General features: G+C 67.7%; 27 protein-coding genes and 3 pseudogenes. 15 read left to right on the top strand and 15 right to left on the bottom strand.

Translation table 11 applies throughout. The annotated features are described in order from the left end of the window. The first annotated feature begins 230 nt into the window (after window positions 1-230). The 4 genes and pseudogenes from ACOZ38_RS28740 to ACOZ38_RS28725 all read left to right on the top strand — a co-directional run. Window positions 231-461, top strand: a complete 231-nt coding sequence (locus ACOZ38_RS28740; RefSeq protein WP_424537217.1) for a hypothetical protein — start codon at window positions 231-233, stop codon at window positions 459-461. Between the two features lie 20 nt (window positions 462-481). After that, on the top strand, window positions 482-715 hold the full coding sequence (locus ACOZ38_RS28735) for a hypothetical protein (protein WP_424534281.1): 234 nt from the start codon (window positions 482-484) through the stop codon (window positions 713-715). A 154-nt stretch (window positions 716-869) separates the two neighbouring features. Next, window positions 870-1,304, top strand: coding sequence for a hypothetical protein (locus ACOZ38_RS28730; RefSeq protein ID WP_424534280.1), 435 nt, complete (start codon window positions 870-872; stop codon window positions 1,302-1,304). A 283-nt stretch (window positions 1,305-1,587) separates the two neighbouring features. After that, window positions 1,588-2,169: pseudogene (locus ACOZ38_RS28725) on the top strand (IS30 family transposase); the annotation flags it as partial. A gap of 197 nt (window positions 2,170-2,366) precedes the next feature. On the opposite strand, the gene ACOZ38_RS28720 reads toward ACOZ38_RS28725, so the two are convergent. Beyond that, window positions 2,367-3,281, bottom strand: a complete 915-nt coding sequence (locus ACOZ38_RS28720; RefSeq protein ID WP_424534279.1) for an IS982 family transposase — start codon at window positions 3,279-3,281, stop codon at window positions 2,367-2,369. Window positions 3,282-3,440: 159 nt separating this feature from the next. Between ACOZ38_RS28720 and ACOZ38_RS28715 the strand changes: the two genes are divergently transcribed. Both ACOZ38_RS28715 and ACOZ38_RS28710 read left to right on the top strand, forming a co-directional pair. Beyond that, a complete protein-coding gene (locus ACOZ38_RS28715; RefSeq protein ID WP_424534278.1) occupies window positions 3,441-3,632 on the top strand; it encodes a hypothetical protein in 192 nt (63 codons plus the stop codon). A gap of 323 nt (window positions 3,633-3,955) precedes the next feature. After that, window positions 3,956-4,489: a ricin-type beta-trefoil lectin domain protein gene (locus ACOZ38_RS28710; RefSeq protein ID WP_424534277.1), complete on the top strand. Its 534-nt coding sequence runs from the start codon at window positions 3,956-3,958 to the stop codon at window positions 4,487-4,489. Between the two features lie 970 nt (window positions 4,490-5,459). Here the strand turns inward: ACOZ38_RS28710 and ACOZ38_RS28705 are convergent. Continuing rightward, entirely contained in the window at window positions 5,460-6,083 is a 624-nt protein-coding gene (locus ACOZ38_RS28705) for a hypothetical protein (protein WP_424534276.1), read from the bottom strand. A 178-nt stretch (window positions 6,084-6,261) separates the two neighbouring features. Between ACOZ38_RS28705 and ACOZ38_RS28700 the strand changes: the two genes are divergently transcribed. Next, window positions 6,262-7,575, top strand: coding sequence for a sensor histidine kinase (locus ACOZ38_RS28700; protein ID WP_424534275.1), 1,314 nt, complete (start codon window positions 6,262-6,264; stop codon window positions 7,573-7,575). On the opposite strand, the gene ACOZ38_RS28695 is transcribed toward ACOZ38_RS28700, so the two are convergent. Next, the gene (locus ACOZ38_RS28695; protein ID WP_424534274.1) at window positions 7,553-7,813 is read right to left on the bottom strand and encodes a hypothetical protein; all 261 of its coding nucleotides are present in this window, start codon (window positions 7,811-7,813) and stop codon (window positions 7,553-7,555) included. The two genes, ACOZ38_RS28700 and ACOZ38_RS28695, sit on opposite strands and share 23 nt — an antisense overlap. Before the next feature lie 247 nt (window positions 7,814-8,060). On the opposite strand from ACOZ38_RS28695, the gene ACOZ38_RS28690 reads away from it, so the two are divergent. The 3 genes from ACOZ38_RS28690 (at window position 8,061) to ACOZ38_RS28680 (ending at window position 9,909) form a co-directional block, all read left to right on the top strand. Further along, on the top strand, window positions 8,061-8,690 hold the full coding sequence (locus ACOZ38_RS28690; RefSeq protein ID WP_424534273.1) for a hypothetical protein: 630 nt from the start codon (window positions 8,061-8,063) through the stop codon (window positions 8,688-8,690). After that, a complete protein-coding gene (locus tag ACOZ38_RS28685; protein WP_424534272.1) occupies window positions 8,687-9,166 on the top strand; it encodes a PP2C family protein-serine/threonine phosphatase in 480 nt (159 codons plus the stop codon). Before ACOZ38_RS28690 ends, ACOZ38_RS28685 begins: the two co-directional genes overlap by 4 nt. 149 nt (window positions 9,167-9,315) lie before the next feature. Continuing rightward, window positions 9,316-9,909 carry a cadmium resistance transporter gene (locus ACOZ38_RS28680; protein ID WP_424534271.1) on the top strand — a complete coding sequence of 198 codons (594 nt, stop codon included), beginning with the start codon at window positions 9,316-9,318 and terminating at the stop codon, window positions 9,907-9,909. Between the two features lie 28 nt (window positions 9,910-9,937). On the opposite strand, the pseudogene ACOZ38_RS28675 reads toward ACOZ38_RS28680, so the two are convergent. The 3 genes and pseudogenes from ACOZ38_RS28675 to ACOZ38_RS28665 all read right to left on the bottom strand — a co-directional run. Continuing rightward, a pseudogene (locus tag ACOZ38_RS28675) lies at window positions 9,938-10,051 on the bottom strand (Tn3 family transposase); the annotation flags it as partial. Then, entirely contained in the window at window positions 10,051-10,719 is a 669-nt protein-coding gene (locus ACOZ38_RS28670; protein ID WP_424534270.1) for a chemotaxis protein CheB, read from the bottom strand. The pseudogene ACOZ38_RS28675 and the gene ACOZ38_RS28670, both read right to left, overlap by 1 nt. Before the next feature lie 421 nt (window positions 10,720-11,140). Beyond that, entirely contained in the window at window positions 11,141-12,367 is a 1,227-nt protein-coding gene (locus tag ACOZ38_RS28665) for an ATP-binding protein (RefSeq protein WP_424534269.1), read from the bottom strand. A 533-nt stretch (window positions 12,368-12,900) separates the two neighbouring features. Between ACOZ38_RS28665 and ACOZ38_RS28660 the strand changes: the two are divergent. Further along, window positions 12,901-14,087 (top strand): annotated as a pseudogene (locus ACOZ38_RS28660) (IS110 family transposase). Window positions 14,088-14,405: 318 nt separating this feature from the next. Here the strand turns inward: ACOZ38_RS28660 and ACOZ38_RS28655 are convergent. Both ACOZ38_RS28655 and ACOZ38_RS28650 read right to left on the bottom strand, forming a co-directional pair. After that, a complete protein-coding gene (locus ACOZ38_RS28655) occupies window positions 14,406-15,200 on the bottom strand; it encodes an SDR family NAD(P)-dependent oxidoreductase (protein WP_424534268.1) in 795 nt (264 codons plus the stop codon). A 161-nt stretch (window positions 15,201-15,361) separates the two neighbouring features. Further along, window positions 15,362-16,933 (bottom strand): MFS transporter, encoded by a 1,572-nt coding sequence (locus tag ACOZ38_RS28650; RefSeq protein ID WP_424534267.1) that lies wholly within the window; start codon window positions 16,931-16,933, stop codon window positions 15,362-15,364. 61 nt (window positions 16,934-16,994) lie between these two features. On the opposite strand from ACOZ38_RS28650, the gene ACOZ38_RS28645 reads away from it, so the two are divergent. Then, a complete protein-coding gene (locus ACOZ38_RS28645; protein ID WP_424534266.1) occupies window positions 16,995-17,495 on the top strand; it encodes a MarR family winged helix-turn-helix transcriptional regulator in 501 nt (166 codons plus the stop codon). Window positions 17,496-17,583: 88 nt separating this feature from the next. Next, window positions 17,584-18,030 carry a hypothetical protein gene (locus tag ACOZ38_RS28640; RefSeq protein WP_424534265.1) on the top strand — a complete coding sequence of 149 codons (447 nt, stop codon included), beginning with the start codon at window positions 17,584-17,586 and terminating at the stop codon, window positions 18,028-18,030. Window positions 18,031-18,136: 106 nt separating this feature from the next. On the opposite strand, the gene ACOZ38_RS28635 is transcribed toward ACOZ38_RS28640, so the two are convergent. The 6 genes from ACOZ38_RS28635 to ACOZ38_RS28610 form a co-directional block, all read right to left on the bottom strand. After that, window positions 18,137-18,298 (bottom strand): hypothetical protein, encoded by a 162-nt coding sequence (locus ACOZ38_RS28635; protein WP_424534264.1) that lies wholly within the window; start codon window positions 18,296-18,298, stop codon window positions 18,137-18,139. Window positions 18,299-18,410: 112 nt separating this feature from the next. Further along, a complete protein-coding gene (locus ACOZ38_RS28630; protein ID WP_424534263.1) occupies window positions 18,411-19,472 on the bottom strand; it encodes an integrase core domain-containing protein in 1,062 nt (353 codons plus the stop codon). 44 nt (window positions 19,473-19,516) lie between these two features. Continuing rightward, window positions 19,517-20,128: a pyridoxal phosphate-dependent decarboxylase family protein gene (locus tag ACOZ38_RS28625; protein WP_424534262.1), complete on the bottom strand. Its 612-nt coding sequence runs from the start codon at window positions 20,126-20,128 to the stop codon at window positions 19,517-19,519. Next, entirely contained in the window at window positions 20,037-20,906 is an 870-nt protein-coding gene (locus ACOZ38_RS28620; protein ID WP_424534261.1) for a pyridoxal phosphate-dependent decarboxylase family protein, read from the bottom strand. The genes ACOZ38_RS28625 and ACOZ38_RS28620 overlap by 92 nt, the downstream gene beginning before the upstream one ends. Before the next feature lie 293 nt (window positions 20,907-21,199). Further along, window positions 21,200-21,877 carry a transposase gene (locus ACOZ38_RS28615; protein ID WP_424534260.1) on the bottom strand — a complete coding sequence of 226 codons (678 nt, stop codon included), beginning with the start codon at window positions 21,875-21,877 and terminating at the stop codon, window positions 21,200-21,202. Then, window positions 21,874-22,737, bottom strand: a complete 864-nt coding sequence (locus tag ACOZ38_RS28610; RefSeq protein ID WP_424534259.1) for an ISL3 family transposase — start codon at window positions 22,735-22,737, stop codon at window positions 21,874-21,876. The genes ACOZ38_RS28615 and ACOZ38_RS28610 overlap by 4 nt, the downstream gene beginning before the upstream one ends. A 302-nt stretch (window positions 22,738-23,039) precedes the next feature. On the opposite strand from ACOZ38_RS28610, the gene ACOZ38_RS28605 reads away from it, so the two are divergent. Further along, complete coding sequence (locus ACOZ38_RS28605; RefSeq protein WP_424534258.1) at window positions 23,040-24,167, top strand: hypothetical protein; 1,128 nt, start codon at window positions 23,040-23,042, stop codon at window positions 24,165-24,167. A 157-nt stretch (window positions 24,168-24,324) separates the two neighbouring features. Here the strand turns inward: ACOZ38_RS28605 and ACOZ38_RS28600 are convergent, their stop codons facing one another. Next, a complete protein-coding gene (locus ACOZ38_RS28600) occupies window positions 24,325-25,536 on the bottom strand; it encodes a hypothetical protein (RefSeq protein ID WP_424534257.1) in 1,212 nt (403 codons plus the stop codon). A 79-nt stretch (window positions 25,537-25,615) separates the two neighbouring features. On the opposite strand from ACOZ38_RS28600, the gene ACOZ38_RS28595 reads away from it, so the two are divergent. Further along, window positions 25,616-26,146, top strand: coding sequence for an NUDIX hydrolase (locus tag ACOZ38_RS28595; protein WP_424534256.1), 531 nt, complete (start codon window positions 25,616-25,618; stop codon window positions 26,144-26,146). Window positions 26,147-26,422: the final 276 nt, after the last annotated feature.

Here is a 26,422-nt window from a genome sequence, read left to right as displayed (position 1 = left end):
GGTGGCCTACGGGCAGGCCAGCCCAGAACGGAGGTACGGCCGTCAAGCGGCTGGCATCACTGGGCCGCGCCGCCGTCTACACCGCACTGTGCATCGCCATCGTCGCTTTCCTGCTCGGTGTCGGAAGCCAGCGTTCGGGCAACAACCAGTCCAAGGACGTCACCGCCACGCTGATGAGCTATACCGGCGGCCGGTGACTGGTCCTGCTCATCGGCCTCGGCGTCGTGGCGGTGGGCGTCAGCATGATCGTGCAGGTCGTCCGCAGGACGTTCACCGAGAACCTGCACATGACGCACATGGGCGTGCGCACCCGCGGGACCGTCAAGGTCTTAGGGATCGTGGGCATCTTCGCGCGCGGGAGCGTGTTCGCCGTCCTCGGCGTGTTCCTCGTCATCACCGCTGCCACGTTCGACTCTAAAAGGCGCAGGGCCTGGACGGGGCGCTGCGCAAGTTCACGCTGACGCCCCTTGGCCCCTGGCTGTTGGTCGCTGTCGCGCTCGGCTTGGTGACCTTCGGATGCTACTCCTGCCTCGAGGCGCGCTGGCGCAAGACAGAGCCCCGGCTAGAGACGACTCCATCGGCCTCGACCAGGTCGAAGGCCAGTACATCGCCTTCGAGCGGCGCAACAGCGCCTGCGCCCCGGCCGCCGCCCCGGTGCTGGCCGCCACCACCGCCGTCAGCGAGCAGCTGGCCGTCCTGTCGCCGCCCTCGATGAGCACCGAACCCGGGCTGAGGCCGTCCGGGACGGCGCGCCAGCCCGGATCGCCGACGCCGAGCGCGGCCAGGCCGAGGCACTGGTCGCCGCCGAACAAGCTGAGTCCGCCCGCGCGGCCGCCGTCCGCCAGGCCGCCACCGCCGAGCGTCAGCGCGTGGCAGCCGTGGACGCCCAGCGGGTCGCCGAGCGCATGGCACGCGACTCCGACGCTGAGCGTGAGCGCCAGGTCGACCAGGCCTCGCGCAAGACCGTCGAGCACGAAGGGCTCCGCGCGGCCGCCGAGCAGAAGGCCGCCGAACAGAGCGCCGCCGCCACCCACGCCCTGGCCCTTCGCGAGGCCGAGTTCCAGCGGGCCGAGAAGCTCGCCGCGGCGAACAAGGAGCTGGCGGCCGAGAACAAGAAGCTGGAGAAGGAGCTGGCCGGGCTGCGCGAGCAGCTGGCGACCGCGACCACCACGGTGGCCGCGCTGGAGCGGGAGAAGACCCGGTTCACCCGAGCTGCTCCGCCAGCGGTGGCCTCCTTGCTGACGCGGCGTCGTGCTCCCCGAGCGCGTGCTGTGCGAGGTCGCGCGCTGCCAGCATGCGCCTGACCGCTCGGCACAGACCACGTCCGCGGTCTCCCATCGGTCCAGGAGATAGCGGAGGATCCGGCCGCGCGCCTCGACGCTGTGTCCGGCCAGCAGCTCGGAAAGCTGCCTCATAGCCGCCAGTTCGTCGTCGAGCTCGGCCACATGACACGCTGCGGCGTGCGGTGCCTCCGTGGATTCACGGGGCGGCGTCCTCTTGAGCAGAAGTGCCGTGTCATGCGCTCTCGCTGAAGTCATGGGCGAGACGTTAGCGCTCTGAACAGCAGGTTTCCCGGAAATCCAGCACGACCGGATCGCGATCGCCGATCTGCTGCGGGAGGGCCGGTCGATCCGATCAATCGCCGCTGAGATGGGCCGCAGCCCGTCCACGATCAGCCGCGAGGTCAGCCGCAACGCTCATCCCGTCTCGGGCGCCTACCGGCCGCACGCGGCCCAGGCCCGTGCCGATGCACGGCGTCCGCGGCCCAAGACCGGCAAGATCGGCGCCAATCCGGAGTTGCGGGCGCTGGTGCAGGACCTGCTCGACCTCAAGCACAGCCCTGAGCAGATCAGCCGCCGGCTGCGCCGGGACCACCCCGACCGGAGCGAGTTGCACGTGACCCACGAGACCATCTACCAGGCCCTGTATGTCCAAGGCCGCGGCGAGCTGCGCCGCGAACTGGCCCGGGCGCTGCGCACCGGCCGGACGGTCCGCAAACCCCGGCGCACCGGCGGGCACCGCCAGCCCCGCTTCACCCACCCCATGGTGATGATCAGCGACCGGCCCGCCGAGATCGCCGACCGTGCCGTTCCCGGCCACTGGGAAGGCGACCTGATCATCGGCGGTGACCAGAAATCCGCGATCGGCACCCTGGTCGAGCGAACGACTGGCGTCTACTCGAGGGCGCCCAGCACCAATCGCCCACGCAGGTGAGCTTCCAGCGCGTCACGGCCAGCAGCGACTCCGCTGGCTGGGCTGGTGGCGTGACGCCCACAGTCAACCAGCCCTCGGCCGTGTGACGGCGAACGTGCGCGTGATCGAGGTCGCAGCATCTAGATGATTGAGTCCAAGGTGTCTGGTCGCGGTTAGTGGTCGTAGGCGATCAGAGATCGCTTGATCGGCTGGTCGGTTTTGTCGTTGTGCCAGATCACTGCGGTCAGTGCGAGGATTCGTGCGAGTACGCGGATGACGGCTCCGGCAGGGGTGCGGCCGCCGTGACGTTCCAGGTCAAGCTGTCCTTTGAAGGTCTGGTTGATCGACTCGATGACCTGCCGCAACGGCTTGAACAGATGCGCGCCGGCCCGTTCGGGCTCGCCCTTACGGGCCGGGCGCAGCAAGGTCAGCTCACGTGCGGTGACAGCCTGCTCGAACTGACGGCCGTAGTAGTTCCTGTCACCGATGATCGTCTGACCCCGATGGCCGGCCATCAGCTCGGGAGCGTTGTCGAGCATCCCGAGCAGGATGTCCCGCTCGTCGGCCTTGGCACCGGTGAGCGCGAACGCGACAGGCAATCCGCCCAGGGTGCACAGCAGGTGAAGCCGCAGCCCCCAGAAGTACCGGGAGTGACTGGCGCAGTAGCCGTACTCGGCCCACCCTGCCAGATCACTGCGCCTGGCCGTCTGGCGGGATCGGCCGCACTCCACCGGGGTGGAGTCGATCACCCACACATCATCGCTCCACAACGAGGTATCGGCCGCGAGCATCCTGATCATGTGCAGGACCAGACCTGATGCTTTACGCAGCCGCTTACCGTAGCCCGACTGCCCGGGCAGATACGGGAACATGCCCACCAGCTCGGCGTGGGCGTAACGCACCCACCGTCGCTCGGAGACGAAGCCCAGCAACGCCGACATCACCGCTGGCGTGACCAGTTCGGCGTCACTGAGCGTAGGTGCGATGCCCACCCGGGGACGCCAGGGCGCCAGGTCCGGTGAAGCCTTCACCGCGTCGTCGATCTTCACATAGAGTGCCGTTGCGAGGGTGTTTAGGTCTGTCGTCACAAACGGATCTTGAACACCCTCGCCCTATTTCCGCAGGCGATCCCTTGGACTCAATCATCTAGGGCGTCGACGACGAAAGTAATGCCTTGGGCGGAGCACCTGACCACGTACATGAAGCCGGCATGGCTGGTGTATCAGATCCGGAGCGAGCTTGCTTCCATGATCTATGACGCGGTTGGAGCCGACTTGTCGCAGCTACCAGCAACAATGTGGGAGCCCCTCAAGAACATCAGACGCAAGACGGTGCACTACGACGGCCCCGACTGGGTCGAGCTCCAGCGCGAGGTCGACGAGAAGTACGGCAAGGGCCTGGTGGTCCTCGAAGGCTTCCTCACGCCGGTGGGCTCGTGAACCCGCATGCGACATCGTCGCTTGAGGGGCCAGTAGAGGGTACGGCACTGGCAGGGTTCGGTGATCCACTGATCTGTATTCCTCGGTGACCTTCTGACGCATGGCTCGCGTTGTAGGCCCTCTACTCGGGTCCGTGCCACCAACCGCAAAGTAACCCTGTGTGATGGAAATTGCGCGATATAGCCAGAGATGCCCGATCTGGTAAGGCCGCAAAGTGACGAAGAGTTGCACGGATAGCTAGACGTTAACCGAAGGTAGTTGATCAAGCACGTTCGGCTGCGAGATGGTGATCGGGTTCTGATCAAACTTGCCCAGGAGGCACCATGCAGCTTGCTCGCCATCTACTGGCCGGCGCCGTCGCCGCCGCCCTCGTGAGCGCGGCCACCGCCCTGCCCGCCGCGGCCGCCGCCCAACAGCCCGCTACCCACGCTGCTCTCGCCGGACCTCCCGTGTGCCTGGACGCCACCAACGCCCGCACCAACGGCACCCGAGTGCACCTGTGGCAATGCGTGAACCACACCAACCAGAAGTTCGTCATCGACAACGGCCTGATCAAGGTCGAAGACACCATCGGCTCCGCCACCCCGATGTGCCTGGACGCCAGCAACGCCCGCACCAACGGCACCCGAGTGCACCTGTGGCAATGCGTGAACAACCACGCCAACCAGACCTGGGTCATCAGGAAAGGAGAGATCGTCATCAAGGACACCATCGGCTCCGCCACCCCGGTCTGCCTCGACGCCACCAACGCCCGGACCAACGGCACCCAGATCCACCTGTGGCAATGCGCGAACCACACCAACCAGAAGTTCGTGATCGACGACGGCATGATCAAGGTTAAGGACACCCTGGCCTGACCAGCAGCACGCCAGAAACACAAAGGGCCGGGGCCAGGCTCACCCGCCGGTCACGGCCCTCTCCCTTTGCGGCGGAAAACCGGCGTCCGCGGCCCCCCTTCCCGCCGTATTCCGGCCGCACCCCTGGACGATCGGCGTCGAGCAGACCGGACATGTCGCGGCCTCGGTGGTGGTCATCGGCGGGCTTCGGGGTGTCGGTAGGACTGGTGTCACCAGGTACTAAGGAATAACCCCGGAGTTCCTGCGGGTCTCTGTAGTCCGTTAGGACCCGGGGCCAGGGCATATTCCATGTAGAGCATGTCAGCCCGGCGGTTGATGGAATCTCAGGATTGGTGAAGCTTCTTCCTCTTCGCTGAGGTTGTTGCAACGGTGGTGAAGCCGAGGAGTCGCGTACCGGCCTGCCCGAGGACGGTTCGACCGGACGCCGAGCGTCGCCTTGGCCGCAGAACGCCTGCTCACACGTGAATTCGGCTCCGTATGCCGGCTCAGGCGCCTGACCGCCCTCCGAACCGGCCAGTCGGCCGTCGCTGCCTTCTGCGCGCTGTCCGGCGCCGCGGCCAACTCGCCGGCCGTACGCGGGTCCCGGGTTCCCGCGAACCCAAGGGTGCATAACCTCCCAGACCACCCCAATAGCCCGACGTCGACCCTTGGGTTCGCGGGAACTCTGGGGTTTCCCCGGCCTTGAGGAACATCGGTACAGCCTTTAGCGGTGATATTGATCTTGGTGCCAGAATCGGGAAGCAGAGAACAGCGGAATGGAATCCGGCGACAGCGGGTGATCCGCCTGTTCCTGGCCGCCGGCCCGGCGCTGGACTCGCGACGACGTCCGCATATCGGGCTGCGACGCAGCCGATGGTCTCCACCGGTCGCGCGGTCCGGTTACCCGGACCGCGCGACCGGTCCCTATGAGGCGTTGCCGCTCTTGGCGTGTCGCTCGCGCTGCCGAAGGGTGCCAGCGCCGGTCGTTGTTTTAGGGGACGTCGACCTCGGCATCCAGGTAGATGGATATGTGGTCGCCTGTGTCGCCGCTTGTGTAGCGCTTGTCATGCCAGTACCCGCCGTACTTGAATCCGATGAAAGAAAGTCGGTAGTGCCCGCTGTCCACCGGGAAGGTCCGAGTGACGGTGACGCTCGTGCCGCTCCACTTCTCGGAGAAGTAGGGGAAGGTGGTATCGCGGTCCTTGCGCAGTGTGAACGCGCCATTCAGGTTGCAGGCCGATGAGCAGTCGGCGTACCAGGCCGCTCCCCAGTAGTAGTAGAAGTCTCCGGAGAGGTCGGCCTTAATGACCTTGGTGCCGTCGGCGTTCTGCTCCACGCTCACGCACAACTTTGTATTGGCCTTGGACCACTTGTCGGTGGATAGGAAGGTCTTCGCGCCGCTGCTCGGGACGCAGGTGTGGGCCAGCACACGCTGATGACTTGCCGGAGGGGATGCCGTGGCCGACGCGGGGGCGGCCGTGGCGGTGACGAACGCCAGGGCCGTCAGGCCCGTTGCGATCGCTCGCCTTCGGCTCTGCTCGCAGCGCACGCCGCTCGTGAACTGGGGGCGGCGTTGCGGGTCTTCCAGATGGACAGTATCTATATTTGTGATCACGTGATCACTTTAAGCGATCAAGGTCGAGTATCAGCTCTTCACCCTGCCAGGAGATCCGTGGCACCGAGCAGTCGAAGTGATCGAAGCTGAGCCGTTTTCCCAGCTCACGTACCTTGATGGCATGGGGTTATCGCTTTCCAGGTTGCACCCACCGACGATCCGCGGACGGATCACACTGTTGACCATCTCGATCACCGCGCTGGTGCTGGTGCCGATGGCGCTGATCTTGAGTGCGGTGATCCAGCAGATGTTCACCGACTCGGTGTGGCATGACACCCGGGAGGAGGTCAGCGCGGTGGCGGCGGCCATCCACGCCGGGCAACTGCCCGCTCTGATCGTCCCCGTGGTTCCCGGCATCGACCTGGTACAGGTCGTGAGCCCCGGACGGAACGTCATCGCCGCCTCTTCCGCCGCCAGGGGAAAGCCTCCGATGAGCACGGTCTGGCCTGACGCCGACGACCCGCTCAAGGATGTGCAGGCCTGCGGTGATCCCGAGCCGGGGTGCCTGCGCCTCACCGCGCTGCGCGCCGGGAGCACCCCGGGCTCCTCGGTGGTGTATGCCGGGCGGCGCGCCCCCGGGGTTCAGTCCACCGGTTTCATCGACACCGTCATCGCCGTGCAGACCGCCGCGCTGATCGCGCTGGCGGGCTGGACCAGCTGGAAGGTCACCGGGCAGACGCTGCGACCCGTCGATGCCATCCGGTCCCAGCTCGCCCTGATCACCTTCCACGACCTGGGCGCCCGGGTGCCGGAACCTGCCGGGGACGACGAGGTCGCCAAACTGGCCCGCACCGCCAACCGCACCCTGGGCCGGCTGGAGCACGCCGTGCAGACGCAACGGCATTTCGTCACCGACGCCTCCCACGAGCTGCGCACCCCGCTGGCCGGGCTGCGCCTGCAGCTGGAAGAGGCCCAGATGCACCCGGAGGACACCGAGCTGGAGGAACTGCTCGGCCGCATGCTCGGTGATGTGGAGCGCCTGCAGCAGATCGTGACCGACCTGCTCTACCTGGCCGGCGTCGAGGCCGCCGTGGCCGTCTTGCGCAAGCAGGTCGATCTGAGCGAACTGGCCCGCATGGCGCTGGACCACCGCAACGACCGTCTTCCCACCAAGCTTGTGCTGCAGGACGGGGTCACGGTGGACGCCGTGCCAAGCCAGCTCAACCGGGCGCTGGCCAACCTGCTGGACAACGCCCAACGCCACGCCCAGCGACTGGTGACGATCGAGGTGCGCAGCCAGGGTGACACCGCCCTGCTGGCGGTCGACGACGACGGTGCCGGAATCGCCGAGGCCGACCGCGAGAGGATCTTCGAGCGGTTCACCCGGCTGGACGCCGCCCGAAGCCGCGACCGCGGCGGCACCGGCCTGGGCCTGGCGATCACCGATGACGTGGTACGCGCCCACGGCGGAACCATCCACGTCGGGCAATCCACCACCGGCGGCGCACGCTTCGAACTCCGCCTACCTCTCAGCGGTCACCCTGGCGGGTGAGCCACAGCGCACATTGCGCAGACGCGGTTACCGGATCGTGCAAGGGACGGCTCAGGATGGTAAGCCGGTGGGGCGAGCAGGCGCGCATAATCGATCTTTTCGGCGGGGTGTGCGATGGGCCGGCCGAAGTGTCTCCCTTGGCCGTGGCCACGCTGCGGGCGTGTGCGGCACGCTCGGCCGTGAAGATGCGTTCCATCTCGGCGAACAGGGCCAGGAGAAGGAAGGCGATGCGGGCCATTCCCATCGATCTCCATGACACCCTACTGCTGGACCCAGAGAAATGATGTGACGGCCGTCACTGACACTCAGGTGGCAGAGTCACTGACACTTTCATGGCAATTGGCAGTAGAGGAATCCGGCCGAGGCGGTGAACCGCGGGCCTCTCTCGGCCCCGGCGCCTGGGCCAGCTCCCACTGCGGGCCTTGGCCACGCCCCGTGGATCCACCGGTGTCCGGGCGGGGAACCTGTAGGTGTATCCAGGAAGGGTGAGAGGTCAGCAGGGGCTGGCAGATTGGTACCGGGCGCGGCGGTCGGGGCTGCTGGTGGCGATGCCGCTTGCCCTGATCGTGGCGATCACCATGACGGAGGTCCTGACTCCGAGCGAGGTGCACCTGAGTCCGCTGCTGGTGGCGGCCACCGCGATCACGGCTTCGTACGCCGGCCCCAGGCTGACCGCCGTGGTGGGCTCGATCACCGTCATCGACCAGGTGCTGATCGGCCTGCACTTCCAGACCCTGGGCACCGACGTCATCCAGGCGCAGTTGGCTGCGCTGGTGGTGGTCTCGGCGCTCCTGGTGCCGTTCTCCTTCATTCGCGACCGGAACCGGCAGCAGCTGACCCAGGCCCGTTCGGTCTCGGAGGTCACGCAACAGGCTCTGCTGCGGCCTCTGCCGGCGGGCCTTGGGCCGCTGAGGCTCGCCTGCATGTACCTGGCCGCCGAACAAGCCGCCCACATCGGCGGCGACCTGTACGCCGCCGTCCATACCCCGTCAGGGTCCCGGATCGTCATCGGCGACGTCCGCGGCAAGGGCCTGCCCGCCACCTCCGACGCCGCGCTGCTGCTGGGGGCCTTCCGTCAAGCGGCCCGCCATCGTGCGACCTGCTGGACGTGGTGACCCACCTGGACGAAAGCGTGCGCGCCGAGCTGGAGGAGCGCGACCGGGAGTCTCCCGAGGCCTGGGAGAACTTCGTCACCGCGGTGGTGCTGGAGATCCCCGACGACAAGCCGGTCGTCCACGTGATCGACTGCGGGCACCCGCCACCCCTGCTGATCCGCGACCACCACGTCACGGCTCTGCGGGTCTCCCAGCCCGCGACGTCGCTGGGCCTGGGCGACCTTTGCCAACCGGCCTTCCATGTCGAGACCTTCGGCTTCGAGGCCGGCGACACCCTGGTGCTCTACACCGACGGCGTCGCCGAGGCCCGCTGCCCCTCCGGCGCGTTCTACCCGCTGGCCGAGCGGGTCGCCACCTGCCCCGGCGAGGGCCCCGACGCGCTGGTCACCCGCGTGCGCGACGACCTTCTGGACCACGTCGGCGGGCACCTGGGCGACGACGCCGCCATGGTCGCCGTCCACCGGCTACCCGATTGAGGCATCCCGCGTTCACGCCGACCCCACGCTCGGAGGCCCGATCGTGATCAGGACCAGGGAAGCAGGAAGCGCGGGCTCTTGCCCGCGCCCCTTTTGTCCAGGTTCGCACAGCGGTCGTCCTGCCCGTTAGTGCGACCATGGACCAAATCATGGGCACTATCGCGGCGGCCGCCGGGATGTGGGCCGGAACCAACGTGGATGACATCATCGTGCTCACGGTGTTGTTCCTGTCCTTCCGGGCCGGTGGGACGCCCAAGGCGTGGCAGATCTGGGCCGGGCAGTACGCCGGGATCGCCGTTCTGGTGGCCGTGTCGGTGATCGCGGCGCTCGGCTTGACGATCATTCCCGACGACTGGGTGGGCCTGCTCGGCCTAGTCCCCTTCGCCCTCGGCGTGCGTGGCCTCATCATGGCGATCTGCGCCCGCAACGACGGCGAGCAAACCTCGGTGGCGGTCGCCTCCGGCCTGCTGTCGGTGGCCGGTGTGACCATCGCCAACGGCGCCGACAACATCTCGGTCTACATGCCGGTGTTCCGCACCATCGGTGCCGGGCCCACCGTGGTGACGATCACGGTGCTCTTCGTCGCAGTGGCCGTGTGGTGCCTGGCCGGGTCCTTGCTCAGCTCGCACAAGAAGATCATCGACGTTGTCGAACGCTACGGGCACTGGATCGTCCCGGTGGTGTTCATGCTGATCGGCGGACTCATCGTCGCCGAATCCGGCGTCCTTGCCAAAAGCTTCTAAGCCCTGGTTCAGCCCCGCGGCTCCCCCGGCGCCCGAAATAGCGGGGATTGGGCCTGGCGTACACCGACGGGACGGGGACGACGAAGCGCATCCCGTCGACCGAGGCGACCAGCCCGCCGCCCCACGCCTGCGCGAGGTCGATCACGGCATGGTGTGGGCGATGATCGCCGCGGCGATGTCGTCGAGGGCCAGCACCCGGTGGACCTGGCCGGTGGCGATGGCGGCCGCGGGCATGGCGAAGAAGGCGGAGCTGGGCTCGTCCTGGGCGAAGGCGGTGCCGCCGCGGTGGGTGACGTTGCGCACGCCGGACTGGCCGTCGCTGCCGGTGCCGGTGAGGATGACCGCCAGCGCGCGGGGACCGCAGGTGACGGCCAAGGTGGCCAGCAACAGATCGGCCGCGGGGCGGGGCGCGGGCAGCCCACCGGTGTCGATGAGCGCGACGCGCGCCGGGGAGGCGACCAGCAGGTGATGGCCCGGCGGCACGACCAGCACCAGACCGGCTTCCATGGCGGCGCCGTCGGCGGCGACCCGCACCTCCAAGGCGGTCCGCCGCGCCAAGATGGCCGCCAGATTGCTGGCACGGGTGGGGTCTTGATGCAGGGCGACCAGCACCGCGGCGGGCAGGTCGGGCGACAGCGGGGCCAGCACCCGCGACAACGCCTCCAGCCCACCGGCCGAGGCGATCAGCGCCACCACCGCGAACCCCTCCGGGTGGCCGTCGTGGCTGTCGCCCCGGCCCGAGTCGGCCGCCTCACCGACGAGGGGCTCGCCCCCGGCGGGGAGGATCGTCTCGGGGCGCAGGTTGCTCACAGCGGCCAGCCAACCACAATCCCCACCGACTGATCTGGACTGGCCCTGCTGACTCTCCCCTCGGACCGTGGCGATACGACCTCAGGGGGAGGCCGAATTACGGGAGAGACCAGACGTAATTTCGATCCGGAGCTTCGAGCGGGTGCGGTGCGCATCGTGCGCGAGACCGGGAGATCGATCGCCTCGGTCGCGAAAGACCCGGAGATCAACGCAGGATGGCGTCGCTCATGGCCACACCGTTGTCGAACTAACAGCTCAGTCCCAGAGCCCGTGCATCACCCCAGTCAGCGGCATATTCGTTGGAAATTTCTTCATTGCTACAACTGCCGCCTATTGCATCTGATGCGATTTCGCGAAAGTTAGCAGTTCTGCTGTGGGACGCTCTCCGACCCGGGCATCACTACCTTAAAGTGAGCTGGACCTAGGTGGCGAGGGGGAGGCGGAGGACGAAGCGGGCGCCGGTGGGGTGGTCGGCGGTGTACAGGTGACCGCCGTAGGCCTGGGCGATTTCGCGTGCGATGGGCAGGCCGAGCCCGGAGCCGCCAGGGTCCTGGCGCCGGGCATCGTCCAGGCGGCGGAGGCGTTCGAAGACTGTTTCGCGGTCGGCCGGGGCAATGCCGGGTCCATCGTCGATGACTTCCAAGACCGCGTCGGGCGGGTCCGTGGTGACGGTGATCTCGATCGTGGTAACGGTGTGCCGTTCGGCGTTGGCCAGGAGGTTGCCCAGGAGCCGGGCCAGCCGGATCCGGGAGGCGTGCACCACCACCTGCTGATCGAGCCGGGTGAGGACGGCGGCGGTCAGGGTGCGGCGTTCCAGTTCGTCCATGACGAGGTGGGCCAGGTCGACCGGTTCGGTGGCGGCGGGCGTCGCGGTGTCCAGGCGGGCGAGTTCGAGGAGATCGGCGACGATGTCGTTGAGTCGCTCAGCGTCTCGCAGCAATTTGCGCAGGATCTGCTGCAGGTCGATGTCGGGTTCTGAGAGTGCGACCTCCAGTTCGGTCAGCAGCCCGGTGATCGGGTTGCGCAGGTCGTGGGAAGCGTCGAAGACGAACCGCCGCTGCCGTTCGATGGCCTCCCGCAGCGCCGACGTGGTCTGGCGTTGTTGTCTGTGTTTCTGCTTGAGCCGTTCGTTGAGGTCCTGGAGCTCGCGGGCGCGAGCGTAGACGTCGGTCTCCATCGCCTCCAGCGCCGCCCGCGCGCCGGTGACGCCGCGTTCGCCGGACCGGCTTAGCTGCTGGAGGAAGTCGGTGACCTCCTCGGTACGGTGAATGATCAGTTTCAGTTCACCGTCCGGGCCGAGGACGGGGGTGTTGACCGTACTCCAGTACCGCTCCTCGAACACCCCCGGTCTGCCGGTCGCCTCGAGGTTGTACATTTGCAGTGCCATGGTGTCCCGCTCGCCGGTGGCCACCACCCGTTCCAGCGAAGCACGCAGAACCTCCATCCCCTGCGCGTCGGGAATGTTGGGAGCGTCTGGATTGCCGGGGAAGACGGTGAAGAAGCGTCGGCCGAGCAGGTCCGCCTCGGTCCGCTCGGCCATCTTCAGATAGGAGTCATTGGCCGCCACCATGACGAAGTCCGGCGTCAGTACCAGCGACGGGACCAGGCTGGCCCTGAACACCGCCTCGTAGTCGACCTCTGAGTCCATCACCCGCGCCTTACCTCGACACCTATATGTCCAGGTTAGACCGGGAGAGCGGGGTCCCAGACCACCAGGACGGCCCGTTCACCCACCTCCGGCAGAGGGTTTCGGGGCTTTCAGGACGGGCTTACGCGCGCACGCGCGAGGCGAGAAAGACCCGGCACGCGGCCGTCCCCGCCGAGCACCAAGGCCCGGCACTGGCGACTTTCCCGACCTTTCCGACACTCACGCGCGTGCGCGCGAGCATTGGCTCGTCAAGCAGGCAGCAACCAGCCCTGGCGCGAGGAGTGACGGGGCCTCTTGCCTTGTCAGTCGTCCCTACCGTTGAGCTGTCTGGGCCCTTAGGGTTCGGATGCCCCCGGAGTGGCGGGTGTGGCTTTCAGTCGTCTGCCGTTGGTGTGGCTTCCTTCGACTCGCCGCTCGCCTCTCCGTGACGGACTCGGCCTCTGATTAAGAGCTGCGATCCGATCGCTGTGTAGGGACCTGGCGGCGAGGTCGTCTGTGGGCTGAACTGGATATCTGCTGGTGGGAGGCGTGGGTTGACACACCTGTGGGCCGGGGCTGACATCGGCCGGGAGCACCATCACGTGGCGGTGGTCGACGCTGACGGGAAACGCGTGTTCTCGCGCCGGGTGGCCAACGACGAGACGGCACTTCTGGAGGTGATCAGCGCGGTTCTGGGCTTGGCTGACCAGGTGACCTGGGCGATCGACCTGCACAGCAGCGAGTCGGTTCTGCTGCTGGCGCTGCTGCTCGACCATGGTCAGAAGGTCGTCTACGTACCCGGCATCGTCGTCAACAGGGCGGCCGAGGGCTACCGGGGAGCGGGCAAGACCGACGCGAAGGACGCCCTGATCATCGCCGACCAGGCCCGGATGCGCCGCGATCTGACCATGCTGAGGGGCGATGACGAGCTGGTCGTCGAGCTGCGGCTGCTGGTAGCACATCGCCGGGACCTGGCCGTCGACCGGACCCGTGCGGTCAACCGGCTTCATGACCAGATGCTGGCCATCTGCCCCGCGCTGGAGCGTGCCCTCCAACTCACCAGCAAGGGCCCGCTGGTCCTGTTGACCGGCTTCCAGACCCCCGCCGCGCTCCGCGAGATCGGCATCAAGGCTCTGACCGGCTGGCTGCGGGACCGCAAGGTCCGCAACGCCGCCGCCCTGGCCGCCAAGGCCGTCGCCGCGGCCGAATCCCAGCACGCCACCCTGCCCGCCGAGCGGATGGGGCCAGCCTGGCGGCCCAGCTCGCCCAGCAGGTCCTCACCCTGGGCGAACAGATTAAGGACATCGACCATCTCATCGAGGACCGATTTCGCCTCCACCCCTCCGCCGAGGTGATCATTAGCATGCCCGGCATCGGCGTCCTGCTCGGAGCGGAGTTCATCGCGGCCACCGGCAGCATGGACCGCTTCGCCTCCGCCGACCAGCTCGCCAGCTTCGCCGGCGTCACCCCCGTCCCCCGCGACTCCGGCCGCGTCAGCGGCAATCTGCACCGGCCCCAGCGCTACAGCCGGCCCCTGCAACGGGTCTTCTGCACCTCCGCGTTGATCAGCATCCAGACCTGCCCGGACTCCCGGCGCTTCTACGACCGCAAACGCGCCGAAGGTAAACGCCATACCCAAGCAGTACTCGCCCTCGCCCGCCGACGCGTCAACGTCTTGTGGGCACTGCTCCGCGACGGCCGTACCTACCAACTCACACCTCCCCTCGACCTCGCCGCTTGACAACCCGATTAAGAGTCGAGCAGGCCATACCTGCTCAGCCAGCGCCGGTAGCGCGGGAATCTCCTCACGCGACGGGCCGCCGGGGACGTAGGCGCGGTGGGCGGCCTCGTCAGGGGTGAGGGCGTCCCGCTCGGCGCGGGCGCGGCCGAGGATCGCAGGATGCGCATGCGCAGTCCAAGGCCCCAGCGGACATGCAGCAGCGCTACCACGAGGAGCTCCACCAGTGTTGGAATCCGCGTACCGTCGCTAACCGGTCAGATCACGCACCCACGCCAGCGTGTCGCGGAGTTAGCCGGCAAGGGTCTGGCTTCTGGGCCGTTACAGGATGGAGCGGAGCACGCCGCCTTCGACTCTCACAGCGGCGCCGTTGGTGGCCGCCGCGAGCGGGCTGCCGAGGTAGACCAGGAGATGCGCCACCTCCTCCGGAGTGGCCCAGCGCTGCAGCAGCGACGTCGACCGGGCGGTGGCGAAGAAGTTCTCCTTCAGTTCTTTGTCCGACAGGCCTTGCTCGCTGGCGAGAGTTCTCATGAAGTCGTCGATGCCTTCGGTCGCCGTCGGGCCGGGGAGAACAGTGTTGACCGTGACATTGGTTCCCCGGGTGAGCTCGGCGAGGCCACGAGCCACGGCGAGCAGTGCCGTCTTGGTCATGGCGTAGTGCATCATCTCCGGCGAGACCTGCACGGCAGCCTCGCTGGACACAAAGAGGATGCGCCCCTGGTTGCGCGCCACCATCCGCGCCAGGTGGTGGCGGGCGAGCCGTACGCCGCTCATCACATTGGTCTCGAAGTACCGCATCCACTCGGCATCGGAGATCGCTTCGAACTTCTCCGGTTCGAAGACCGCCGCGTTGTTTACGAGCACGTCGACCTCCGGGACGGCGTCGATCAGCGCCTGGCATCCGGAGGCCGTGCCGACGTCGGCGGCGACGACGCGCACTGCGGCGTCCGGGACCGCGTTGAGCAGTCGGGCCCGCGACTCCTTTAGCCGTGCCTCGTTCCGCCCGTTCAAGATCACCGATGCCCCTTCTCGGGCGAAGCCGACTGCTGCGGCGAAACCGATGCCGGCCGATGACCCGGTGATGAGGACTGTTTTTCCTATGAGTTGCAGTTCCATGATTTCTTCCTCTCTATCTGCTTGATCTTGTGTGTGGGTGCCCGCCGCGCACGTCGGCCGCCGTCGTGGGCCTCCACTCGGGTCCGTGCTAGCAGCCGCGCAGGCGCTCTGAACGACCGGGGGGTGCCGGATAAGCGATCGTCATCCGGTACACCAGAGCGTCACCCATGTCGCTGACCTACCGGTTCGTGCAGACGATCAGTGCGGCGCACACCTTCTGCTTGCAGGTGTGGCAGTTCGCTCTCGTCGAGCACCTCGTGCTCCCCGGGGCGCAGGGTAAACAGCAGGATGGGGACGGTGACGAGGGCGGCAGCGGCTCCGATCCAAAGGATGACGTGGAAGGCGCTGCTGAAGGCGGTGGCGGCTTGGAGTGAGGTCGTGTGCAGGCCAGTGTTGAGGGCGTCGGCGACGGCTTGCGGGTCGGGGACAAGGCCGGCCAGGCGGGCGGCGGTGATGCTGACCATCAGGGATCCGCCGATGGCGGCTGCGGCCGTATCGCCGGTCAGGCGCATCGCGTTGAACATGCCGGAGGCCATCCCCGCCCGTGCGAGCTCGACGCTGGACACCGCGGCGCCGTCAAGGACGGCCAGCGTCAAGCCGTACCCGACGCCGTTGATGATCAGCGGGCCGGCCAGCGTGCCGAGCCCCACATGAGGTTCGAGGACCGTCAGCCAGATCATTCCAGCGGTGATGATCGCCATCCCGGACGCGAGCTGGGTGCGCAGTGAGATCAACCGAGCCAGTCGAGTGGCCAGGAGCGGGACAATGAGGATCGGCCCGGTGTACAGCAACAGGATGGCTCCGGCGTGCACGGCGCTGAAGCCCTCGACGGCGCTGAAGTACGTCGGCAGCAAGACCAGCAGCGGAAGAATCGTGAAGGCCACCGCGACCGCCGTCGCACACACCCCCAGGAAACGCGGGTAGCGCAGCAGTTCCAGGTCGAACATCGGCGCGCGCTGACGGTGCTCGACGACGACGAAGCCGCCCAGCAACACCACGCAGCCGATCAGGGAGCCGATCACGATTCTGGAGCTCCAGCCCTGGGTGGGTGCCTCGACGAGGGCGAAGATGAGCAGGAACAGGCCGCCGGTGAAGGTGACGGTTCCGGGCCAGTCGAGGGGCCGCGCCTCGGGGTTCCGCGATTCTTTCAGCGCCCTGGAGCCCAGCGTCACCGGCAGCCCAAGGATGGCGGGGATGACGAACACGCCGCGCCAGCCCAGTGCGGACAGCATGACGCCGGAGATGAGGGGACCAAAGGCAAGACCCGCGCCCAGAGCGGTGCCGAACAGGCCGAAGGCGCGCACACGCTGGGCACCTTCGAAGCGGGCGGCAAGGAGCGTCGATCCGCTGGTCAACGTCGCGGCGGCGCCGAGGCCAGCCGCTACACGCGCGAGGTCGAGCATGACGATCGAATCGGCCAGTGCGCAGACCAGGGATCCAAGGCCGAATAGCGCCACGCCCGCCCGGAAGACGCGCCTGCGACCGACGCGGTCGGAAAGCGCGCCGAACGCGAGCACGAAGGAGGCGAACATGACGTTGTAGCCGTTGATCACCCACTGCAGCGCCTGCACACCCGGGCGCAGGTCTCGGGCGATATCCGGTAGCGCCACCGCAGGCCCAGTCAGTAGCAACGGGACGAGCGTGACCGACACGCAGATGAGCACCAGGGTGACCCAGGCGGGGCTCTGGCGAACACGTGATGAAGGATCTTCTGGAAGTGTCGCTTCGTTCATAGTTGAAGGACCCTACACCATGCGAGACTGATAGCAAGCCGGTGGCTATAGTCGAGGAGGGATGACTGACCAGATGACGAACCAGACGAGTCGCGAGATCAGGGCCGACCTTGAGGTCGAGCCCGTAGGTGATCTCAGCTTTCACATCAAACGCGCCGAGCAGGCGATCATGGCGCGCAAGGCGGAGGCGCTGCGCGACTTGGACCTGACCGTTCCCCAGTGCATGGTGCTGAGCTTTCTCATGGGTGGCGCGTCGAAGTCGTGCACGCAACTCGCGCGCGAGGCGCTGGTGACCTCGCAGACGATGACCGGCATCGTCAACAACCTCGAATCCAAAGGGTTCGTCGCGCGCCGGATCTCACCCGATCACGGCCGCGTGGTTCTCATCTTTCTCACGCCTGCCGGGATCGAGCGCGCTCGTGCCGCCCACCGCCGCTCGGCCGCGATCGAGCAGGGCGTACGCGACGCCTTCTCCGGCGGCGACCGTGCACTGCTGGTGCGGCTACTGGACCGGGTCGCCGAGGTCGCACCGGTGGCCGGCACAAACATGCTCAAGCCGTGAATCGTCGATGGGTGCAGCTCTTCCGCACTGAGCTGGAAGGTCACGCGGTGATGGTGTATCGGTCCTGGTAACGGCCTTGGTGGATGCGGTGGTGCTCGCGGTCGAGGTGATAGCGCCAGTAGGCCGCGAAGTCTCCACAGGAAGTCACAGCGCGGAGTTTCAAGATGGCTTCGGCTCCGGTCAGGCCCCACCGGGCGCCGGTGATGTCCAGCCGGTCGCCGATCAGGTGGCGGCAGGAGCCCTCGATGACGCCGGTGGCGATCGGCCAGCCATTCTCCAGCGCCTGGTCGTAGCGCAGGTGTTCGACATGGCCGGTCAGGTAACGGATGCAGGCATCGATCCCGCCGCGCTGCTGCTCGGTGAGTCCGGCCGCGGTGGCCTGAGCGTCGATGGTGGCGGCGACCTGCTCGGCGTTGCCGGCCAGCAGGGCCAGGGCGCGGGTGGCGACCCAGTCTTCGGAGCCGCGGCCTCACTTATCTTGGGTTCTTGGCCTCTTCTCGCAGGTCAGAGCGAGATGATCTTTTCAGGCACGTAAGGCACGTTGGCTGGCGCTGCAGGCATGTTGCATCGCAGGTGTGTCCCGGCGTTTCGACCGGGCAGCGGGCCGGACTGGTCGACATCGGCGCTGGGGGCTGGCCGGGTCAGCGGGTGCGTCGGCGGTACCGGGCCGGGTCGTGCTCGGCGGTGATGCGAGCGGAGATTTCTTCGCCCAGGCGGATGTCGTGGCCGAGGCTGGCCAGGTGCTGGTGGCGGGACTTGGCCTGCAGTTCGGGGGCGGTGCGGCAGGCGGCGGCGACCTGCACCTGGCCTCCCTGCAGGAGTCACCCGCCCGCGTGCTGAACAACACGGGCTCCAGGCCCGTGTAGCGCGTCAAAACTCGCGCGTGGGGTCTGATCTGGGTTTTCACCAGTCGAGCTAGGCTGCTCGGCGGTACTCGTTGATCGCTCCTCCGAGTATCTTGTGGCGTTCGATCCGGCCTTCCATCGGCACCACCACATGCTCATCTTGATCGGGTGGTCGTTGCCCACGAGCCTGATGCGGCCGATGCACGTTGTAGTGATCGAGATATTCGTTCAGAACCGAGCGCAGGTGACGTTCGCCGTAGATCAGCAGGCGGTCCGTGCACTCGGCGCGCACCGTACGGATCCAGCGCTCGGCATAGCAGTTCCCCCTCGGTGTCCGCGGCGGAGTCTTCAGCACCGTAATGCCCACGGCGGCGAACACCTCATCGAAAACGGTGGTGAACTTGGCGTCCCGATCGCGGATGAGGAAGCGGAACGACCCTGCTCGCTCGCCGAGGTCCATCAGGAGATTGCGGGCCTGCTGAGCGGCCCACGCACCGGTCGGGTGGCTGGTCACGCCCAGGACGTGGACGCGTCGCGTGCGAACCTCCATCACGAACAACACGTACAAGCGCTTCAGAAAGATCGTGTCAACATGGAAGAAATCGCAAGCCAGAAGGCCTTCGGCCTGTGACCGCAAGAAGGCCCGCCAGGAAGTATCAAGATGTCGGGGCGCCGGGCCGACGCGGCGTGAGCGCAGGATGCGCCGCACGGTCGCCTCGCTGACCTGAAAGCCAAGCCGCACCAACTCCCCGTGCACCCGTCGATGACCCCACCCGGGGTTCTCCCGCGCCAGGCGCACGATCAGGTCTCGAAGTTCCGGAGTCGTTCCCGGGCGCCCGGGCCGATGCGGGTAGGTCCAGGCCCGTCGCAGCAGACGACGATGCCATGCCAGCAACGTTGCCGGGGTGACCAGCCGATGAGCGCGCAGGACCGCCGGCAACCATCGGGCCAGCGCCGCGAGAACGGCCCGATCGGCCCAGTCCGGCGTCGGGCGTCCGACCTGACGCCGGAGCACCGCCACCTCGTGACGCAACACCATGATTTCCGCGTCCTTCGACGCTTGACTGCGGCCCGTCAACATCAGCCAGCCGAACACTCGGAGTGTTGTCAGATAGAGCAGGCGAACAAGCACAAGACGCGATCTTGTCTGCGGATACGGGCCCCGTCAACCACAGGTCAGAGCCGTCGTGGCCGCGTTTTGACGCGGTACAGGGTGATCGCGCCGACCGACCGGTCCACGTCCGCTTCGGTTGTGGTGGCGTTCGACACCGAGATCCGCAGTCGCCGTCCCCGCCAGGTCGTACCGCCCGCCCAACAGGTGCCGTCCGCCTGCACCGCCGCCACCACCCCGTCGGTGCGCGCGTCGTCGCCGAAGCCAACCAGCACCTGGTTGAGGACTACCTCGTTCACCACCTCGAACCCGGCCGAGGTCAGGCCTTCAGCGAACCGGCGGGCCAGCGCGCAGCAGCGGTTGACCAGTGCCGCAACCCCGTCGCGACCCAGTTCCCGCAGTCCGGCCCACACAGCGAACCCGCGGGCCCGGCGCGAGGACTCCGCGGTGAGGTCCGCTCCCGCCGGTGCGCCGCCCGAACCGACCAGGTACGCGGCGGCGTAGGACATCGCCGCCGCATGCACGTCGGGCCGGGCGCAGAACGCGAAGGCCGAGTCGTACGGAAGATTCAGCCATTTGTGACCGTCACAGGCCCACGAGTCCGCCAGTTCCAGCCCATCCACCAGATGCCGGGTCGCGGGGCTCGCCGCAGCCCACAGCCCAAATGCCCCGTCCACATGCACCCACCCACCCACCGTGCCGGTGGACCAGGTCGCACGCCTCCCGAAGCTGGTCGCAGGCGCCGGTGTTCACGTTGCCAGACTGGAGACACACAATGGTGGGGCCCGGGGAGCCGGCTCGCAGCAGCTCCCGCAGCGACCCGAGGTCGATGGCGCCGTTCGGCCCGGCGGGCACCGGCTCCACCACGTCCACCCCGAGGCCGAGCAGACGCAGCGACCGATCGATGGTCCCGTGCCGCTCGTCTCCGGCGATCACCCGAATCGGCGGCGCCCCGAGCAGCCCGCGCCGTTCCACGTCCCAACCCGCGTCCGCCAGCACCTGATGCCGGGCGGCGGCGAGCCCGACGGTATTGGCCGCTTGGCAGCCTGTGACGAAACCGACCGACGCCGACGCTGGGATCCCCAGCAGCTCCTTCAGCCAGGCGCCGGCGGCAGCCTCGGCTGCGATAGCTGCCGGCGACGTGACGGCGTTGGCCGCGATCTGGTCCCAACCGGCAGCGAGGATGTCGGCCGCAGTGGCCGCCGGCAACGCGCCGCCGACTACGAACCCGAAGTATCGCGGGCCGGCGCTCCCAACCAGGCCGGGCTCGGCCGCAGCGAGCAGGTCCGCCAGCACCTGCTCCGGTGGCGAGGGGGCGGAGGGCAAAGGACCGGAGAACGCGTTGGCCAACGCAGCCTGGTCGATCGACACTCCGACCGGCCGGTCCGGCAACGACCACCGGTAGTCGGCTGCGTGGTCAGCGGCCAAGCGGAACAGACGACTCAGTTCCTCCACCGACGCACCTTATCCCCCGGCGCCCATCGGCCGCGATCTCGATCACGGCCCTGACCGGCATCACCTACCTCTGACCGAATCGCCAAAGTTCCAGCCCGACGGATGAACGCTCAACTCAAGCAGAAGCGGGATGCGGCGCGGATCGCCGAACTCGGGGCGCCCGTCACGCAAGGTCACCGATCGGGGCCGCTGGCAGATCCCACAACCGTGAAGGCAGCCGATTCACCGGAGGCCGGTTGACCCCGGTGCAGGTCTGTACCTCAAGCGGCTCTGTCGCTGATCTTGTGACGTCGTCAGTTCCGTTGCAGGATCCGCTTCCGGAGAAGGTCGAAGTTCGCCCGACCGTACCCCTGGCGCTTGATCAGCTTCACTCGCGTGTTCTGTCCCTCGGCCTGACCAGAGCTCCAGGGCAGGGACAGACCCGCGGTGACGGCGTCCTGGTCGTGGGTGAGCCCGTCGGCGAACTGGCGGAGATGAGGAAGGTCGTGGCCGCGGACGCTGTCGATCCAGCTCAGCAGCTGCTCGCCATGTAGGTGGCGCATCATGGTGGCGAAGGCGCGGACGTGCTCGACAGCGGCGTCGAGTTCGGGGCAGGCGATCCGGATCTGTTTGAGTTCGTGGGCATCGTTCGGATGCATGTTGCCGGGATCGGTCATGATCCACCGGGTGACCCTGCGGGGCCGTGGGACGGGTCGGGGCGGCGGTGGCGGGACGCTGCCTTGCTTGAGGAGGCGCACGTAGAGGCCGACGGTGCTGGAGCTGCCGCGATAGCCGCGGGCCTGGAGCTCGCGGAACAACTGCAGGGCGTTGCGACATCCCTCGGCGACTCGCTGAGCCAGGTAGGGCTTATGGGCGTCGAGCTTGCTGGCGCGATTGGTGACGGTGGCCAGGAGTTCATCGAGGGTGGCGGCGCGGGCGTAGCGGCGTACGGAGTAGTAGTCGAGGTTGAGGTCTCGGCTGATGCCCTTCAACGATCGCCCTTGGGACACCAGGTCTTGCACCGCGCTGTAGCGTTCGATTGTGCGGGCCACCAGCTTGCGGTTACGTCCGCGGACGTCGAGATGGCCGTCCGGCAGGGCGGCGGGCTGGGCCGGGGAGTCGTGAGGGTGCTCGTCGGGCTGATCGACGTAGGCGGTCTTGATGCAGGCGTGGTGGGCGCCGACCGTTTCTCCACCGCCTCGGCAAGGTTGTGCCAGACGTGCGACCTGTCGGCTACTTGCTGGGCTTGCGGCGCGCCGGTGCGGGCGGCCTCGGCGTAGCTGCGGGCCCTGTCCCGGCACACAATCTGGATCTCGGGGTGGCAGGCCAGCCATGCGGCTACCGGTCCGGATTCCCGGCCCTCAAGCACCTCGATCGGGCGTCTACGTTCCAGATCGACGACGATGGTCGCGTACCGATCCCGTTTGCGCAGCGCGAAGTCGTCCACCGCCACCACACGCACCGAGCCGACGGGCTCCTCGGGTAAGGCACGAACCATCCGCAGCAGGGTGTCCTTGGCCACCGGCAGCCCAAGACGAGCTGCCAGCCGGGCACCGGCCCGTGCGGCCGTCGCCGCCGCGATCGAGGTCAGCATCGTGCGCAGCACCGGCGTGTATCGGGCGTGCGGGCTGGTCAACCCGGCAACCTGCTCGGCGAACGTCACCGCCGCACACGCGGAGTTGACGCACTTGAACCGGCGCACCGTCACCGCCAGCACCGTCCTCATACCACCGACCGCGGCGTCGGCCAGGCGCCGGACGTACCGGCCATGCACCCGCCCCGAAACTTCCCCACAACGCGGGCACATCCCCTCAACTCCGCGGACACGGGCATACAGCGTGATCACGCCCATCGCCCGTTCCATGCCCTCAACCACGATCCCCGCCAAGTGCGGGAGCAGGCCCTCAACACATCCCGGAATACACCCCGAACATGATCAGCTACCGGATGGCTCCGCGTCACAAGATCAGCGACAGAGCCCCTCAAGCCGTACCCGGCTCTGCACCTGTGCCAGTACGCCGACAGCAACTCGTTTGACGGCGTCCACGACCGGTCCCCAGCGGGGCGGGGTCGACCACCCGCCGCGAGTCGGTTCTGTCGGACCCTGATGTCACGATGCGCGTTGTACCGACTACGCGGAGAGGAGCGAGTGCGATGGGCAAGGGTGCGCGTCTTCGGCTTGAACGGGCGGGCAGGCTCTCGCTGGTCTTCTGCGATCTGGACTTTGACCGGGCCAGCCGGCCGTTCGCCCGGGGTACCCCCGCTGTGCCGTCCGATGGGTGGGCCGTCGGACGGGCCGGCCTGGTCTATGCCGAATGGGACGGCAACCGGTGGCAGATCACCGGTGACGAGCTGATCGAGGGGGGCCACCCGGCCAGCCGCCTGGTCACGGCACTGGGCAGAAACCAGCGGCTGATCATCGGCCACGGGCTGCTGACCAGCGACTTACGCGCTGTTGCCATGGTCACCACCGTGCCCGACTCGGTGCTCCGGCGGTCGGTCGACACGTTGGCGCTCGCCCATCGGCTTCGCGGTGGCCGCTTGTCGACCGGCTGCGGCCTGTCCGACCTGGCCTGGGAGAACCTGGGTGTGCGCCGCCGCAAGCCGCATATCCCCGACATGCTCGCCGGCGGGCCGGATCCAGACCTGAGGGTCGGCCGCGGGGATCACGATCCCCGGGAAGACGCAGCCCTGCTCGCGAGCCTGTGGCAGACGATCGTCACTTCCGGTGTCCTGGCATGGGGCAGCGGCCTCACCGCCGGCGGGTCTAAGGGAAGCGTGCCCCTGACGGCCGAGCACATCGAAGAGCTGACCGGTAAGCGGTCCCAACCCGAGAACGAAGGATGGCGATCCAGACTGCGGGCCGAGGGCACCAATCACGAGACCGGAGAAGGGCGAAGCAGGGTACAACGGCTCATCGCCGCTGACCTTCCTTCTCCGACCATGATCAGGGACCTGGCTGAGCGCCTGCAGCACACCGGCCTCATCCCAGCGCGTCGGCTCTCAGACGAGGAGCTGTACACCGCCTGCCAGTGGATGGGCTACGGCCAAAACCTCGACGTCCGCAGCCGGATCGCGGAGGGCCGACCCCTCACCAAGGCCCTTCGGCAGCGCGTAGCCCAGGCGCTGTGGGAGAGCACCCACCCTGAATGGATCAACACCCTGTTCAACATGCGCAGCCTCGCGCGGACATCCGCCCTGGCCTTCGTGAAGTTCCAGCAGCTAATGCAGGAGCAGAGCCGGATCCGCGCCCATCTCGCCGCCGCCATCCACACGCTCTGATCAAGACGCCGCGAGGAAAACCTACGCCATCAAGGGCCCCGCCGTCCCCGACGAGACCCCCGTCGTCGTCGCCCGGCTGGGTGCTGGCGGGGAACGATGCTGTCATCGACACCCCCGGGTGCACTCTCACAGCTCACGGCCCGGACGCAGCCCCACGTCAGCGGGCCGGGGCAAGGTCAGGCCGAGCGGCGACTACGTCGCGGAGGAAGGTGCGCTTGGAGTAGTAGGTGCGTTCCTGCGTCAGACCGCGAGCGGTGAGGTAGTCCTGGAGCCAATGGCTGATGCGTTCCATCTCCGCCAGCACCTCGTTCTGGTCGTGGTCCAGGAAGCTGCGCGAGCGCCGGTACTCCAGCTCGCATTGCGAGAGCACCAAGTCCCGTGCGGCGAGGAGCGAACAGTGGTCGAGGAAGATGCCGTAGATGTGACCGGTGACCATGGATTCGCACTGGATGTCGTAGCGAACGCGGCGGAAGGGCGGCATGGTCCGCACCTGAAGGCCCATCTTCTCGCGCAGATACTCCTCGAAGCCGCCCGGGCGGACGTCTACGTCGGGGAAGAGCTGCTCGCGGCGCGCGAAGGTGTCCTCCGCATACCACTTCCGCTTCAGTACGTGGCCGCCGTTCACCGTCCGGATGAAGGAGGCGTAGCCGAGTTCTTCCTCGGGTCCGGTGACGTCGAAGAGGTGGTTCTCGGTGAAGTAGATCTGGAACTCATCCCGGTACTCCGGCTGGCAGCCGTCCAGGACGCCGTGACGCAGAGCCTTCAGCAGCTCCATGGCGGCGGCCCAGATGTCCGTTCCCGGCGCCAGGTTGTACTTGTGCTCCAGCTCGGTCCCGGCGAAGTGAGTCTGGAAGTACCGCTTGTGGTTGTTGAGGCGGAGTACTGCGGAGGCGTGGGCCTCGAGTGCGGGGTTCAGCCAGCGCAGGGCCTCCACCGGTCCATCGCCAACCGGCATGGGGGTGGTGCGGATGAAGCAGGCGTCCTCGGGGTGGAAGCGGATCTGGGCGAAGACGTGGTAGCCGCTGGCGTGTTGCGCCAGGTAGCACAGCGGTACGAGGCCGGGAGCCGCGGTGGGGCCGGCCATCGCCATCAGGTCGGGGCCGGCAATGGCGTCGGGGAAGAGGGCGCTGCCGTCGATCTCGCGGCCCGGTGCGAGCGCGTCGCCGGAGGCGGTCAGCGGGCGGACGGGGCAGGGGCCGAGCGCGTCCCAGTGGACGACCACGGTGGTAGTCGGGGAAGTGCTCACTTCCTGGGGTGGGACCTGGACCAGGACGATGGGGTCGTCCGGCTGGCGTGGCGCGGTCTGGTTGAGCAGGTGGATTCCGCCTAGGACGATCCAGGCCTCGCGTTTGGCCGTTTCACGGTGCATGGCGGGTCTCCCTTTCCGGAGCCGTGTTCGTGTCGGTGGCTGGCGTTCCGTACGGAGGCGACGACATAAGGTGTGCGGGGTGATCCATCGCGAGAACGAAGAGACGATCTTGAATGCGGCGGCCGTCGATGTCGGCCTGGCGGCCCTTGAGTTCGACGGTGCGCGGGCCTGGCTGGAGCAGGCGCGTCGACACCCGATGGAGCCGCTGGCGGCGGATGTCTGGGTGACCGATCCGGACTTCGGGCACGTCCTGCTGGTGAAGCACCGGGTGCGCGGCTGGGTGCCGCCCGGTGGCAAGGTCGAACCGGGAGAGACTCCCCGTGCCGCCGCAGCACGCGAACTGGTCGAGGAGACCGGGCTGCACGCGGAACTGCTGGAGGTGCCGGCCGCGGTCTGCGTGCGTTCCTACCGCTCGGACTGGTCGCCGACGCTTGGCCTGTCGTACGCCGCGATCGTTGGTCTCGATGTGCCGCTGGGTGGGGAGAGAGGGCAGCCGCCGCGCTGGTTCGCCCTCGATGAGGAGTGGGAGTCGGTGTTTCCCGAGGATCGCGACCGGATCCGGGCGCACGTGGCCCGGTTGGTGGCTGCCCGCGCTGTCGGGGCGCGCTGACCATCGGCTGCGGGACATGGTCAGATCACCTCGTCGATCCGGTCGAGGGCCTCGCCGGGCATGGTGACGAGCTGGAGGTCGTGGAGGAAGCGGACCCAGACCGGTTCCAGTCCGGCCGGGCCGCGAACTCAGCCATGGTGATCTGCCCGGCGGCGAAGGCGGCGGTGGGCTGGGCGTACTGTTGGAGCTCGTCGGGCGCGCTCGAAGATCAGGAGGCCGGCTGTGCTGAAGATGAGCACGCCGACGCTGGTGTGGGCGCAGCGCGCTGGCGCGGCC

The organism is Sphaerisporangium viridialbum (assembly GCF_049674955.1).
Classification (GTDB): Bacteria; Actinomycetota; Actinomycetes; order Streptosporangiales; family Streptosporangiaceae; genus Sphaerisporangium; species Sphaerisporangium viridialbum.
The sequence above is the reverse complement of the archived record's forward strand: the minus strand, read 5'-3'. Positions and strand labels throughout refer to the sequence as shown.